Origin of the sequence: Accumulibacter sp., from assembly GCF_023806635.1 — a bacterium.
Lineage (GTDB): Bacteria > Pseudomonadota > Gammaproteobacteria > Burkholderiales > Rhodocyclaceae > Accumulibacter.
On record NZ_JAMTDQ010000112.1, the window covers coordinates 15,853 to 29,585 of the forward strand.

Sequence of the window (13,733 nt, forward strand, 5' to 3'; positions counted from 1 at the left end):
CGATGGCCTAATCGGAACTCCCGATCACTACGAGGAGAAATGCCGTGAAAGCCGTCTTCGCCCTTGTTGCACTCGCCATAGCCGCCGGCAGCGCGGTCGCCGTCGAAGAGAAGAAGGAAGCCTCGCCCGCACAGAAGGCGCAGCAGGAGAAAATGAAAGCGTGCAATGCCGAGGCTGGTCAGAAGGGCCTCAAGGGTGACGAGCGGAAGAGCTTCATGAGTACCTGTCTGGGTGCCAAGCCTGCACCGGCAACGCAACAGGACAAGATGAAGAGCTGCAACGCCGAAGCCGGCAGCAAGCAACTAAAGGGCGACGAACGCAAGAAGTTCATGAGCGAGTGCCTGAAGGGAAGCCCGAGCTAGTTCCTTCTGACAGGCGAGCGTCGCCGTCGTCCGTGCCGGCCGCGCGACCGGGTGTCGAGTGTACGACCGCCTGTTGTGCTTGAGCGCTGCGCTTGCGAGTGGCGGGTGCCCGCCGCGTCGCTCAGCCGGCGGCGGTCGTCTTCGCGCTGGCGAGCCTGACCACAGTGGCGGGCAGGCAGGCGACGTGGCCACGCTGATGGCCTCGCAGCAAGCGACGCAGGCGACGCTCGGCGTCTGCCTGGCTGTCGCAGGAATGGTTGAGAAAGGCGTTGCATGCCGCCCAGCGGCCGCTCGCGGAGCGCAGCACGACGACGGCGCGGCCGCCGTCGATGGTAGTCAGCAGACAATCCGGCTCGCCTGACAGCCACGAGGCGACGAGCAGATCCATGGCTTCGTCTCGCGGCACGGTCAACGCCAGCAGGGCATCGAGCGCCGAGTCGAACTCGGCGCGGACGATTGCCGGAAGGTAGGCGGGAACGGACAGCCTGGCTGCGAGTGTCATCATCATATTCTCCATCATCCTGGCCGGTCGCTGCGTTTCGCGAGGACGCAGCAGCGTCGTCCAGGCGGTCGTGCTTTCCGGATCGAATCCATGTCAGTCAGTGACTTCGACGTCCTCATCGTAGGTGGTGGCCTGGCAGGCCTTTCTCTCGCCTGTGCGCTGCGCGAGAGCCGCCTGCGGCTGGCCCTGGTCGAGCAGCGTCCGCCACGACCGGCCCAGGGTTGGGACGCACGCGTCTACGCGATCTCGCCAGCAAACAGCCGCTTCCTGCAGGAGATCGGCATCTGGAAACACCTGCCCGGTGACCGCCTGACGGCGATTTCCGCGATGCGGATTCATGGCGACCGAGGGGCGCGACTGGAGTTTTCGGCTTACGAAACCGGTGTCGACGAGCTTGGCTGGATCGTCGAGTCCTCGTTGATGGCCTGCGAGCTCTGGGAAAATGCCAAGCGGCAGGGCAACCTGAGCCTGTTGTGCCCGGCGGAGCCGACTGCGATCGCGATCGATGACCGAGCCGCCTCCCTCACCATTGGCGACGAGCACCGCATCACCGCCCGGCTGCTCGTCGCCGCCGACGGACGCGACTCGTGGGTGCGCGAGAAGCTCGGTTTGCGGGCCATCGATACGCCTTACGGCGAGTTGGGTCTGGTAGCCAATTTCGACTGCCAGATCCCGCACCGCGGCGTGGCGCGGCAGTGGTTCCGGCACGACGGGATCCTTGCCTGGCTGCCGCTGGCTGGAGATCGCATCTCGATCGTCTGGTCTGCGCCGGAAGAACACGCGCGCCAGCTGCTCGATCTGCCGCAGGAGGCGCTGGCCGCCCGCGTTGCCGCAGCCGGTGACTGCGCGCTCGGCGGCTTGCAGCTGCTGACAGCGGCGGCGGCCTTTCCCTTGCGCCTGCTGCAGGTTCCGCAGATCGCCGCAGCACGCGTCGCTCTCGTTGGCGACGCCGCTCACGGGATTCATCCGTTGTCCGGCCACGGCATCAACCTCGGCTTTCAGGACGCACGGGCCCTGGCCAGCGTGCTGGCCACCGTACCGGAGTGGCAGGATGTAGGCCACCTGCGCTTCCTGCGTCGCTATCAGCGGCTGCGGCGGGAGGAAACCTTGCTGATGCAAACGGCGACGCATGCCCTGCACCACCTTTTCCGCAGCGAACTGCCGGGGATCGGGACGTTGCGCAACACGGGAATGAACCTGACCAACGCCTTGCCGGTCCTAAAGAACCTGCTCGTACGCTACGCCATCGGCGCCCTTTGAACGACTGACCATCACCTGGAGACAGACCATTGATCACCATGAGACTCGTGCCACTCCTGCTCGCCACGACCATCAGCCTGCCCGCAGTGGCCGACGAGGCCGCTGTCCGGAAGTCGCTCGAAAGCAAGCTCGGGCGTCCCCTGACCAGCCTGACCAGGACTCCCTACCTCGGCCTCTACGAAGCCTATGCCGACGGACAGATCTTCTACACCGACGACAAGGTGTCGGTGATCGTTGCCGGCGGCGCACTGATCGACGGCAAGAGCATGAAGAATGTGACCGAGGAGCGCCTGCAGAAGCTCAGCGCGATCAAGTTCTCGGAATTGCCACTGGCGCTTGCCGTGAAGCAGGTGCGCGGCGACGGCAAGCGCGTCTTTGCCACCTTCGAAGACCCCAATTGCGGCTACTGCAAGAAGCTGGCCAAGGATCTGGCGAAACTGGACAACGTCACCATCTACACCTTTCTCTACCCGATTCTCTCGCCGGACTCACTCGACAAGTCAAACCGGATATGGTGTGCAGCGGACAGGGCGAAAGCGTGGAATGACTGGATGGTCGACGGCAAGGCGCCTGGCGGCAAGGGTGACTGCGATACGACGGCGGTCAAGAAGACCATTGAACTGGGCCGCAAACTGGCAATCAATGGGACGCCGACGATCTTCTTTGCCGACGGCGAGCGCATCCCGGGCGCGGTACCGCTGGCAAGGATCGAGGAGAAACTCGCACAGGCGCCCAGTCGCTGACACTCTCGGAGCAAGTCGCCGTGCGCCGCCCAACGCAGAACGGCAAGCGGTAGCGGCAAGCGAGGCACACCGCTGTGTCCGCTTCGATTCCGAAACTCAGACGGCGATGAGCATCCCGTCGCTTTCCCGTAGCGCGCCGGAACGTACGAGATCCCTGACCAGCCAGTGCGCCAGGCGTTCATTGCTGTGCTGCAGGTAGCGCGCGTTCACGCTCTGGCAGAAGGTCAAGCGGGCAAGGAAGGCAGGTAGTTCGGCACGCGCCAGCTGCCGCCTTTCCAGCAACGCGAATGCGAGCATTACCTTGAGCGCGTGCCGCGCCAGGAGTTCGACGTCGGCTTCGAAGGCCGCCAGCCGCTGGTAGGCGCGCTCGAACGCTTCGCCAACCTCGACGAAAGGCGCGCCATGACCCGGTATCACGACATCGATCGGCAGGCGGGCGAGTGTGTCAAGGGTCTCGCGAGCAGCCCGCAGCCCGCCGGCGCCTTCGGGGTGCCGCAGCAGTTCGGAGAAGACGACACCGAAGCCGTTGCGCCACAGCGCGTCGCCGGAGATCAGCAGGCGTTGCTCGGAGTTGTGGAAGGCGAGCGCGTCCATGTCGTGACCAGGAACGGCGACCGCCCGCCAGCACAGGCCGCCAAGCTCGACCTCCTCACCGGCGGCGATCGTCGCATCATGGCGAAACCTCGCTGCCGACTGGCCGAGTGGCGACAGAAGGAGGGCTTGCTCGTCCCATTCGGCGATCGTCGCATCGATTCCCGCAGGGACGATCACCAGGCACCCGAAGGCGTCAACAAGCGCCGCGTTGCCACCGATGTGATCGGAGTGCGAGTGCGTGTTGAGCAGGCGTCCGAGGCGGCGGCCGGCGAGGGCGTTGTCGACGAGAGCAACTGTCTGCGCCGCATGCGCAACGTAGCCGCTGTCGATCAGGGTCGCTTCCTCACCCTCGTGGAAGAGAATGCTGTTCGACGACAGCCAGCCACGTTCGATGACCAGCAGGCTGCCGGGAAGCATCAGCGCTTGGCCGGGCATTCGCTGTCGGGCGATTCGTCCGGGACCCGTCGACTGCGCCGCTCCTCGACGACGACAATGCCTTCGCTGGCCGTTGACACCGGCAGCGGCGGCCGGCCGCAACCCAGACAGTAGCCGGAATCGGGATCCGGCATGCAGATGCCGACGCAAAGGTAGTCATCTGCCGCCTCGCCCATGATCAGCGCTCGCACTCGCCACGGAACTCGCCACCGGCGGCACAACCCTGCGGGTCGTGCTCGGCACGCCGCCGCTCGACGGCGACGAGGATCCGCAAGCGCTCAGCCGTCGAGGCACGACTCCACACGCTGATCTCGTCGATCGTGCGAAAGCAACCCAGGCAGAAGCCGCTGCAAGCGTCGATGCGGCAGACATTGATGCACGGCGAGACGACGCTCTGCATCAGCGGCCACCACGCTGCGTCAGGACGGTGCTCATGCATTCCCGCCGCGTCGGGCGAGAAGCGCGCGTGCCACCCTCGATGCGGGTTGGCGAGCAAGGTGCTGCGAGATGTACTCACTGGCGCGCAGCAGCGCGGCCATGTCGATTCCGGAGTCGATTCCCAGCCCCTGCAGTAGGAAAAGCACGTCTTCCGTCGCCACGTTCCCGCTGGCACCGGTTGCGTACGGGCAGCCGCCCAGGCCGCTGATCGAGCTGTCGAACACTGCCATGCCGATTTCGAGCGAGGCGTAGATGTTGGCAACGGCCATCCCGAAGGTATCGTGGTAATGACCCGCCAGCCTGTCCAGCGGTACCACCGCAGCGCAGGCCTCGATCATCCGCTGTATCGTCGCCGGCGTGCCTGTGCCAATCGTATCGCCAAGCGAGATCTCGTGGCAACCCATCTCGAACAGCCGCAGCGCCACATCCGCCACCTTCTGCGGCGCGATGCGGCCTTCGTACGGACAGGAGATGGCGCAGGAAACGTAGCCACGTACCGGAATTTCGAGCGCGCTGGCGGAATCGACGACGGCAGCGAAACGCTTCAGGCTCTCGCTGACGCTGCAGTTGATGTTCTTCTGCGAGAAGGATTCCGAGGCTGCCGCAAAGATGGCGACGTCCCGTGCGCCTGCTTCCACCGCCGCATCGAAACCCCTGAGATTCGGCGTCAGGACCGGAAACGAGGCACCCTGCCGTCCCCGCGAGCGACCGAGTACGGTGCGCAGGACCTCGCCGCTGTCAGCCATCTGCGGTACCCACTGCGGCGAGACGAAGGAGCCGGCTTCGATGACCGACAGGCCGGCATCCAGGAGGTGCTCGATCATCCCGACCCTGACGGCGGCGGAGATGGTCTGCACCTCGTTCTGCAGGCCATCGCGCGGGCCGACCTCGACTACTTTCACTCGTCCGGGGAGCGCCATCTCAAACCTCCGCGGCGAAGTCCACGAGGGTCGCGCCGTCGGCGACCTGATCGCCGGCCGCGTAGCAGAAAGCGCGCACGCAGCCGTTCATCGGTGCTGTGATCGTGTGCTCCATCTTCATCGCTTCGAGAATCAACAGCGGCGCGCCTTTCTCGACCTGCTGCCCCGGCGCTGCCAGCACGGCGACGATCCTGCCCGGCATCGGTGCCGTCAGACCGCCGCCCTGGGCGCCGCCGGCCTCGACGAGATGCAGCGGATCGTCACGCAGGATGACGTAGTTGGTGCCATCGAGAAAGACGTGCCGTTTCAGCTCCTGCTTCTCGTTGACGGCGATGACGCTGGCGATCAGTCGGCGGTCGTCGAGTTCGACCGCCAGCTGACCGGCAAACTGCCCGCTGTCGATGAAGCGGCCGCGGGCGAGGACCGACTCGCCGCCCAGTGTCAGCCGCCAGCCATCGCCTTCGTAAGCGACCAGCACCTCGTAACGGGCCTCGGCGAAGCGGTAGCTGAGCGTGCGGCGCGGGCGCAGGTTGAGTCGCCAGCCATCGTGCAGGCTCCATGGTGACCATGGGTCCCCCGATCGACCGGCACTGGCCAGCGCAGCAGCGTGCTCGCGCAGCAGGCCGGCTACGGCAGCGACGAAGAAGACGCTGCTGGAGGGCTCGCTGCGGACCGGAAAGAGGAAACTGCGGCTGCGCTCGATGAGGCCGGTATCGAGATCGGCCTTGACGAACGCCGGACAGGCGATCAGGCGCGAGAGGAAATCGACGTTGGTGCTGACGCCGACGATGCGGTAATCGGCGAGAGCCTGCCGCATGCGTGCCAGTGCTGCGTGACGGTCCACGTCCCAGACGATCAGCTTGGCGATCATCGGGTCGTAGAAGGGACTGATCTCGTCACCCTGCTCGACTCCCGTGTCCACGCGCACATTGAGGCTCTCGGCCGGACGTGCGAGGTGCAGCAGGCGTCCCGTCGACGGCAGGAACTCCTGCTCGGGATTCTCGGCGTAGATCCGCGCCTCGAGCGCATGGCCGCGAATGTCGAGCTGATCCTGGCGCATCGGCAGGCGCTCACCGCTGGCGATGCGCAACTGCCACTCGACGAGGTCCTGGCCGGTGATCATCTCGGTCACCGGGTGCTCGACCTGCAGGCGGGTGTTCATCTCCATGAAGTAGAAGCTGCCCTCCTGGGGAAATTCGTCGCTGGCGATGAACTCGACCGTGCCGGCGCCGACATAACCGACCGCCAGCGCCGCATCGACTGCCGCCCGCCCCATCGCTGCCCGCCGCTCGGCAGTCATGCCCGGCGCAGGCGCCTCCTCGACGACCTTCTGGTGCCGGCGCTGCACCGAACAGTCGCGCTCGAAGAGATGAACGCAGTTGCCGTGCGAGTCGGCGAATACCTGGATCTCGATGTGTCGCGCATGGCGCAGATACTTCTCGATCAGCACCTGCCCATTGCCGAAGGCCGCGTTCGCCTCACGCCGGCACGAGGCGAGGGCACCGGCAAAATCGGCGCCACGTTCGACCAGCCGCATTCCCTTGCCACCACCGCCGGCGGTGGCCTTGATCAGCACCGGATAACCGATCGCATCGGCCCGTTGCCGCAGGAAGTCGGCATCCTGCTCGTCGCCGTGGTAGCCCGGAGTCAGGGGCACGCCGGCAGCCGCGAGCAGGTTCTTCGCCGCCGACTTCGAGCCCATGGCGCGGATGGCTGCCGCCGGCGGACCGATGAAGACGATGCCGGCGGCGGCGCAGGCATCGGCGAAGGTGTCGTTCTCCGACAGGAAGCCATAGCCCGGGTGGATCGCCTGCGCGGCGCTGCGTGCGGCGGCGTCGAGAATCCGCTCGCCGACGAGGTAGGACTCGCGCGCCACTGCCGGCCCGATGCCCACCGCCTCGTCGGCGAGGCGGACATGGCGGGCGTTGGCGTCGGCCTCGGAATAGACGGCAACCGTGCGCACCCCCATGCGACGGGCCGTGCGGATCACGCGACAGGCGATCTCGCCGCGGTTGGCAATCAGAATCTTGCTGAACATTCGGCCCCCTCAGTCGGCGAGCCAGTTGGGTGGCCGCTTATCGAGGAAGGCGGCGAGCCCTTCCCTCCCCTCGTCGCTGGCGCGCACCCGCGTGATTCGCTGTGTCGTCTCGGCGATGGTCTCGGCATCGATCGGCTGCCCGGCGACGACGCGGATCAGCGCCTTGCATTCCGCCTGTGCGCTCGGCCCGTTGGCCAGCAGGGTCTCGACGATCTCGGCGATCGCTTCATCGAGTTCCTCGTCGCCCGGGACGAGTTCGTGCAGCAGGCCGATGCGGTAGGCTTCGGCAGCGGAAAAACGCTCGGCGGTGAGCATGTAGCGCCGGCTGTGGCGCTCGCCGATCGCTGCCAGCACGTACGGGCTGATCACCGCCGGGACGATGCCCAGCTTGACCTCGCTGAGGGCGAAGATCGCGTCGTAGGTACCGACCGCCAGATCGCAGGCGGCGATCAGGCCAACGCCGCCACCGTACGCCGCTCCCTGGACGCGGGCGATCGTCGGCTTCGGCAACTCGTTCAACGTCATCAGGAGCTCTGCGAGCCGACTGGCATCGAGCAGGTTCTCCTCGGGCGTGTAGCCGGCGGCCCGCTTCATCCAGTTGAGATCGGCGCCGGCACAGAAACTCCTGCCGGTCGACGAGAGGACGACGACACGCACCCGTGAATCGGCGGCAAGTTGTCGCAGACCGGCTGTGATCTCGACGATCAGCTCCTCGTCGAATGCGTTGTGACGCTGCGCCCGATTCAGCGTCAGGATGCCGACGCCGCCGTCGACCTCCGTGATGATCGATCGATAATCGCTCATGGCTGGCCCTACATGCGGAAGATACCGAACCGGGTCGGCTCGGGGTTGCCGTTCAGCGCCGCCGACAGGCCGAGGCCGAGGACCCGCCGGGTATCGGCGGGGTCGATCACACCGTCGTCCCAGAGGCGGGCACTGGCGTAGTAGGGGTGGCCCTGCCGCTCGTACTGCTCGCGGATCGGCGCCTTGAAGGCCTCCTCGTCTTCGCGGCTCCAGGTCCTGCCGGCGGCCTCCAGACCGTCGCGCCGTACCGTCGCGAGAACGTTCGCCGCCTGTTCGCCACCCATCACCGAAATGCGGGCGTTCGGCCACATCCACAACAGGCGTGGCGAGTAGGCACGTCCGCACATGCCGTAATTGCCGGCGCCGAAAGAGCCGCCGATGACCACCGTGAACTTCGGCACATTGGCGCAGGCGACGGCGGTGACCATTTTCGCCCCGTCGCGCGCGATGCCGCCGTTCTCATACTTGCGGCCGACCATGAAGCCGGTGATGTTCTGCAGGAAGAGCAGCGGCACGCCCCGTTGCGCACACAGCTCGACGAAATGCGCTGCCTTCAGCGACGATTCCGAGAACAGGATGCCGTTGTTGGCGACGATACCCAGGGGATAGCCCCACAGTTGTGCAAAGCCGCAGACGATCGTCGTCCCGTAACGCGCCTTGAACTCGTCGAAGTCGGAGCCGTCGACGATTCGGGCGATGATCTCGCGCACGTCGAATGGTTTCCGTGCATCGGTCGGAATCACCCCGTACAGCTCGTCGGCCGGATGGAGCGGTGGCCGTGGTTCGCCGAGGCTGACCGCCGGCCGCTTCCGCCAGTTGAGATGGCCGACGATGCGACGGGCAATGGCCAGTGCGTGCGCGTCGTTTTCCGCATAGTGGTCGGCGACTCCCGAGACCCGCGTATGGACGTCGGCGCCGCCGAGATCCTCGGCGCTGACCACCTCACCGGTCGCCGCCTTGACCAGTGGCGGCCCGCCGAGGAAGATCGTCCCCTGTTCCTTGACGATGATCGACTCGTCGCACATCGCCGGCACATAGGCACCACCGGCGGTGCACGAGCCCAGCACCGCGGCGATCTGCGGAATGCCCGCCGCCGAGAGGCGAGCCTGGTTGTAGAAGATGCGGCCGAAATGCTCCCGGTCGGGAAAGACTTCATCCTGCATCGGCAGGAAGGCGCCACCCGAATCGACCAGATAGATGCACGGCAATCGGTTCTCGCTGGCGATCTCCTGCGCCCGCAGGTGCTTCTTGACCGTCAGCGGGTAGTAGGTGCCCCCCTTCACCGTGGCATCGTTGGCGACGATCATGCACTCGACGCCATTGACGCGACCGATGCCGGTGATCAGCGACGCCGCTGGCACCTCGAATGGGTGCGCGTCGCCGTACATCCCGTAGGCGGCGAGCTGCGACAGTTCGAGGAAGGGCGAGCCGGGGTCGATCAGCGCATCGACGCGCTCGCGCGGCAGCAGCTTGCCCCGCGCCAGATGCTTCTGGCGCGCCGCCTCGGGACCGCCGAGCGCGACGCGCTCGACGGTCGCCCGCAGATCGGCGACGATCGCTGCCATCGCCGCCTGGCTCGCCAGGAAGTCGGCACTGCGGACATCGAGCAGGCTGTTGAGAACGGGCATCAGAAGCCTCCGCTGGCGAGCCAGCGCTCGATCTGCGGCAGGCGATCTGCGCCAAAGAACGGTTCGCCATCAACGACGATGTATGGCGAGCCAAAGACCCCTCGCGTGATCGCCGCCTCGCACTCGGCCTTCAGGCGATCCTTCAGCGCCTGGCCTGCGAGCGCGTCGGCCAGTGCAGTGCGATCGACCTTCTGTTCGGCGGCGATGTCGAGCACCACAGCCATGTCCGAGACGTCGCGCCCCTCGGTGTACAGGCTGCGGAAGACGGCGTGCGCAAACATGCGTGCCGCCGCACAATCCTGATCGTGCAACCAGTAGTAGGCGCGCGCGGCGTGCTGCGTGCTCAGCGGGAAGTGCTTCGGGTGCTCGTAGGGGACGTCGAGGAAGCGCGCCGAACGCGCGAAGTCATGCAGCGAGTACGTTCCCTTCAGCGGAATGCTGGTCAGCGGTGCGCCACCGGTCTGCCGGAAGACGACACCGAGCAGGATCGGCCGCCATTTCACCCTGCGGTCATGGCGGGCGGCCAGATCGTCGATCTTCGCCGAAGCCAGGTAGCCGTAAGGCGAGGAGAAATCGAAGTAGAAGTCGATCGCTTGCGACATGATGAATCCTTGACAGTTATCAGGCGGCCGCTCTGCCACGCTGCCGGCGCGGCGCGATCGGTGCGGCAACGCTGATGGCAGCGGCCGATCTCATTCGCCAGCGACGGCACGCCCGATCACCAGGCGCTGGATGTCGTTGGCCCCCTCGTAGATCTGGCAAACCCGCACGTCACGATAGATCCGCTCGACCGGAAAATCGCTGACGTAGCCATAGCCGCCGAGGATCTGGATCGCGTCCGAGCAGACCCGCTCGGCCATTTCCGAGGCAAACATCTTGGCCATCGACGCTTCCTTGAGGCACGGCCTGCCGGCGTCCTTGAAGGTCGCGGCGCGCCACACGAGCAGCCGTGCTGCATCGATCTGCGTCGCCATGTCGGCGAGGCGGAAGCTGACTGCCTGGTGCTCGATGATCGGCTTGCCGAAGGTTTCGCGCTCACGCGCATACTGCACCGCAGCCTCGAAGGCGGCGCGCGCCATCCCGACCGACTGGGCGGCGATGCCGATGCGGCCGGCCTCGAGGTTGGACAGCGCGATGCGGTAGCCGTCACCTTCCCGCCCAAGCAGGCAGGAGGCCGGGATGCGGCAGTTCTCGAAGAGGATCTGCGCCGTGTCGGAAGCGCGCTGGCCCATCTTCTCCTCGATGCGGGCGACGATGTATCCCGGCGTCTCGGTCGGCACCAGGAAGCACGAGATGCCCTTCTTGCCTGCCGACCGGTCGCTGACCGCAAAGACGATCGCCACCTGGGCGTACTTGCCGGTGGTGATGAACTGCTTGACACCGTTGAGGACGAAATCGTCGCCGTCCCGGTCGGCGCGGGTGGTGATGGCGGCGGCGTCGGAGCCGGTATGCGGCTCTGTGAGACAAAAGCAGCCGAGCATCTCGCCACGCGCCAGCGGCTTCAGCCAGTTCTCCTTCTGCTCGTCGCTGCCATACTTCATCGTGATGCCGCAGGCCAGCGAATTCTGCACGCTGACGATCGTCGACGTCGCGCCATCGCCAGCTGCGATCTCCTCGAGGACGAGAACCAGCGACATGTAATCCATCCCGGCGCCACCCCACTCCTCGGGGACCACCATGCCGAGCGCGCCGAGTTCGCCCAGTTCGCGCAGCGCCTCGGCAGGAAAGGTGTGATGGCGATCCCACTCGGCAGCGAAGGGCGCCAGCCGCTCCTGCGCGAAGTCGCGCAGCGAGTCGCGGATCATTTCCTGTTCCTGGGTCAAGATCATGCAGTCTTCTCCTTGCTGTGGGCGCCAGCCGCGAGTTGCGCGGCGGCGTGATTGGTCATCAGGACACCGGCGATCACCAATGAACCGCCCGTGAGAACGGCGATCCCGAGCCGCTCGTGCAGCATCAGCGCACCCAGCAGGACGGCGCTGACCGGGACCAGATTGATGAATGCGGCCGAGCGCGTGGCACCGATCTCCTGCACGGCAGCGGCATACCAGGTGAAGGCCAGCGCGACACCGAAAATCCCGAGAAAGGCGATCGAGGTCCAGCTGCGCCAGGTCGTGTCCGCAAGGCTGAACAGGGTACCCTGCACGAGGGCGGCCGTGGTCAGCATCGTGCAGCCGGTGAGGCTGGCGCCGAAGGTCATCGCCAGCGGCGACAGCGAGCGGGTGGCGCGGCGGCCAATGAAAGTGTACACCGCCCACAGCAGGCTGCAGCCAATGATCAGCCATTCGCCGCTGCCGATCTGCCCGCTGACGAGAAGCCGCACGTCGCCGTTGCTGACCACCAGCAGGCAGCCGAACATCGCGACGATGATTCCCGCGGCCCGGAGTGGCGACATCGGCGCGCCGAAGAACAGCCAGTCGCCGGTGGCGACCAGCACCGGGGTCAACGCGACGACCAGTGCGCCCCTGCCTGCCTCGATCAGCCGCAGGCCGTAAAGGAAGCAGAGGTTGTAGAGGAAGATGCCGCTGGCACCGAGCGCCACCAGGGTCAGCCAGTCGCTGCGCGACCAGCGCGGCCAGCCTTCACGCTGCACGACGAGGGCGCCGAGCAGCAGCGCGGCGAGCAGGAATCGCCAGCTCGCCACGGCAAGCGGTGCCGCCTCGCTGACGGCGACCCGGCCGGCGATCCAGGTGGCACCCCAGAGCACGGCGGTGGCGACGAGCTTGAGATAGGTCGCCGACGGTGCCGCCGCGCGCTGCGCCAAGCTGCTCACCACGCACTCACTTGGGCAGCGCCTCGAGCGCCAGGCCATAGCTGGCCAGGACGTCCTCAGGACGATGCACGGTCACCCCGAGATCACGCAGCAGACCGTCGTGCAGGCCATAGATCCAGCCGTGCACGGTCAACGGCTGGCCGCGTTGCCAGGCGTCCTGGACGACGAAGGTCTGGCAGACGTTGGCGACCTGTTCCAGCACATTGAGCTCGCACAGTCGGTCGTGCCGCCTTTCCGGCGGCAGTTCGTCCACCAGCGCCAGGTGCTTGTCGTGCACGTCGCGTACATGTCGCAGCCAGATGTCGACCAGGCCGGAACGATCGCGCTGCAGCGCCGCCTTGACGCCGCCGCAGCCGTAGTGGCCGACGACCATGATGTGCCTCACCTTGAGCACATCGACCGCGAACTGCACGACCGACAGGCAATTGAGGTCGGTATGCACGACGACATTGGCGACGTTGCGATGCACGAACAACTCGCCCGGCAGCAGGCCACAGATCTCGTTCGCCGGTACGCGCGAATCCGAGCAGCCGATCCAGAGGTACTGCGGCGTCTGCAGGCGCGACAGCTTGAGGAAGTACTCCGGGTCGATCTGCTGCATGCGGTCGGCCCAGGCACGATTGAAGTCGAACAGGTGGAACAGGTTCTCGGTCGCCACCTCTTCCGCCGACCAGTTCTCCAGGTCAAGAGCGAGAAACATCGTCCCTTCGAGCGGCGTCTGGTAGTAGGCGGGCGTCTCCTTGAAACCGAGCTCCCGGTACAGCTTGACGGCGACACGCATCGCGGGCAGTGTATCGAGCAGCAGCTTGCGGTAACCGATCTCCTTCGCTGCCTTGATCGCAGCCAGCGTCAGATCACGGCCGACCCCGTAGCCGCGCTGACTCGGTTCGACATAGAGCCGTTTCAGCTCGCAGAGACCTGCCGAAAGCGGGCGAATCGCCACGCAGCCAGCCGCTTGCCCGTCGCGTTCGGCGTAGAACAGCCGCCCTGCCGGTGGTGCGTACGCCCCGGGCAGCGAAGCCATCTCCTGATCGAAATCCTGGAACGACAGGTCGACGCCCAGCCAAGCGGCGTAATTGCGGATGAACTGACGCACGTGCTCGAGTTGCACGCCGTCAGCGGCGCTCAGGATTCTCAGCTCGGTAATCATCTCTTTCGAGGTTCCTTCGGATCATGGGACACGAGGCGTACGGCACGGGCAACGCCGATGGACGGCCGCCGGCCAGCGCACCTGCCCCT

At 66.1% G+C, this 13,733-nt stretch carries 15 protein-coding genes; 3 read left to right on the top strand and 12 right to left on the bottom strand.

Features of this window, described 5'->3' with window-relative positions; translation table 11 throughout:
• The first annotated feature begins 77 nt into the window (after window positions 1–77).
• A complete protein-coding gene (locus tag NFW30_RS19060) occupies window positions 78–362 on the top strand; it encodes a PsiF family protein (RefSeq protein WP_295349670.1) in 285 nt (94 codons plus the stop codon).
• A 121-nt stretch (window positions 363–483) separates the two neighbouring features.
• On the opposite strand, the gene NFW30_RS19065 is transcribed toward NFW30_RS19060, so the two are convergent.
• On the bottom strand, window positions 484–867 hold the full coding sequence (locus NFW30_RS19065) for a hypothetical protein (protein ID WP_295349635.1): 384 nt from the start codon (window positions 865–867) through the stop codon (window positions 484–486).
• An 87-nt stretch (window positions 868–954) separates the two neighbouring features.
• On the opposite strand from NFW30_RS19065, the gene NFW30_RS19070 reads away from it, so the two are divergent.
• Entirely contained in the window at window positions 955–2,124 is a 1,170-nt protein-coding gene (locus tag NFW30_RS19070; RefSeq protein ID WP_295349637.1) for a UbiH/UbiF family hydroxylase, read from the top strand.
• A gap of 38 nt (window positions 2,125–2,162) precedes the next feature.
• A complete protein-coding gene (locus NFW30_RS19075) occupies window positions 2,163–2,867 on the top strand; it encodes a DsbC family protein (protein WP_295349671.1) in 705 nt (234 codons plus the stop codon).
• A 96-nt stretch (window positions 2,868–2,963) separates the two neighbouring features.
• Here NFW30_RS19075 and NFW30_RS19080 read toward each other — a convergent pair whose 3' ends face one another.
• The 11 genes from NFW30_RS19080 to can form a co-directional block, all read right to left on the bottom strand.
• Entirely contained in the window at window positions 2,964–3,896 is a 933-nt protein-coding gene (locus NFW30_RS19080) for an MBL fold metallo-hydrolase (protein WP_295349638.1), read from the bottom strand.
• Window positions 3,878–4,087 carry a DUF1289 domain-containing protein gene (locus NFW30_RS19085; protein ID WP_295349639.1) on the bottom strand — a complete coding sequence of 70 codons (210 nt, stop codon included), beginning with the start codon at window positions 4,085–4,087 and terminating at the stop codon, window positions 3,878–3,880. Before NFW30_RS19085 ends, NFW30_RS19080 begins: the two co-directional genes overlap by 19 nt.
• Window positions 4,075–4,296, bottom strand: a complete 222-nt coding sequence (locus NFW30_RS19090) for a DUF1289 domain-containing protein (RefSeq protein ID WP_295349640.1) — start codon at window positions 4,294–4,296, stop codon at window positions 4,075–4,077. Before NFW30_RS19090 ends, NFW30_RS19085 begins: the two co-directional genes overlap by 13 nt.
• A gap of 31 nt (window positions 4,297–4,327) precedes the next feature.
• The gene (locus NFW30_RS19095) at window positions 4,328–5,254 is read right to left on the bottom strand and encodes a hydroxymethylglutaryl-CoA lyase (RefSeq protein ID WP_295349641.1); all 927 of its coding nucleotides are present in this window, start codon (window positions 5,252–5,254) and stop codon (window positions 4,328–4,330) included.
• 1 nt (window position 5,255) lies between these two features.
• On the bottom strand, window positions 5,256–7,292 hold the full coding sequence (locus NFW30_RS19100; protein ID WP_295349643.1) for an acetyl/propionyl/methylcrotonyl-CoA carboxylase subunit alpha: 2,037 nt from the start codon (window positions 7,290–7,292) through the stop codon (window positions 5,256–5,258).
• A 9-nt stretch (window positions 7,293–7,301) separates the two neighbouring features.
• The gene (locus NFW30_RS19105; RefSeq protein ID WP_295349644.1) at window positions 7,302–8,096 is read right to left on the bottom strand and encodes an enoyl-CoA hydratase/isomerase family protein; all 795 of its coding nucleotides are present in this window, start codon (window positions 8,094–8,096) and stop codon (window positions 7,302–7,304) included.
• A gap of 8 nt (window positions 8,097–8,104) precedes the next feature.
• Complete coding sequence (locus NFW30_RS19110) at window positions 8,105–9,724, bottom strand: carboxyl transferase domain-containing protein (RefSeq protein ID WP_295349645.1); 1,620 nt, start codon at window positions 9,722–9,724, stop codon at window positions 8,105–8,107.
• Complete coding sequence (locus NFW30_RS19115; RefSeq protein WP_295349646.1) at window positions 9,724–10,326, bottom strand: 2-hydroxychromene-2-carboxylate isomerase; 603 nt, start codon at window positions 10,324–10,326, stop codon at window positions 9,724–9,726. The genes NFW30_RS19110 and NFW30_RS19115 overlap by 1 nt, the downstream gene beginning before the upstream one ends.
• 90 nt (window positions 10,327–10,416) lie before the next feature.
• Window positions 10,417–11,553, bottom strand: a complete 1,137-nt coding sequence (locus tag NFW30_RS19120; protein WP_295349647.1) for an acyl-CoA dehydrogenase — start codon at window positions 11,551–11,553, stop codon at window positions 10,417–10,419.
• Window positions 11,550–12,494 (bottom strand): DMT family transporter, encoded by a 945-nt coding sequence (locus NFW30_RS19125; RefSeq protein WP_295349648.1) that lies wholly within the window; start codon window positions 12,492–12,494, stop codon window positions 11,550–11,552. The genes NFW30_RS19120 and NFW30_RS19125 overlap by 4 nt, the downstream gene beginning before the upstream one ends.
• 7 nt (window positions 12,495–12,501) lie before the next feature.
• Window positions 12,502–13,644, bottom strand: a complete 1,143-nt coding sequence (gene can / locus NFW30_RS19130; RefSeq protein ID WP_295349650.1) for a carbonate dehydratase — start codon at window positions 13,642–13,644, stop codon at window positions 12,502–12,504.
• Window positions 13,645–13,733 lie beyond the last annotated feature (89 nt).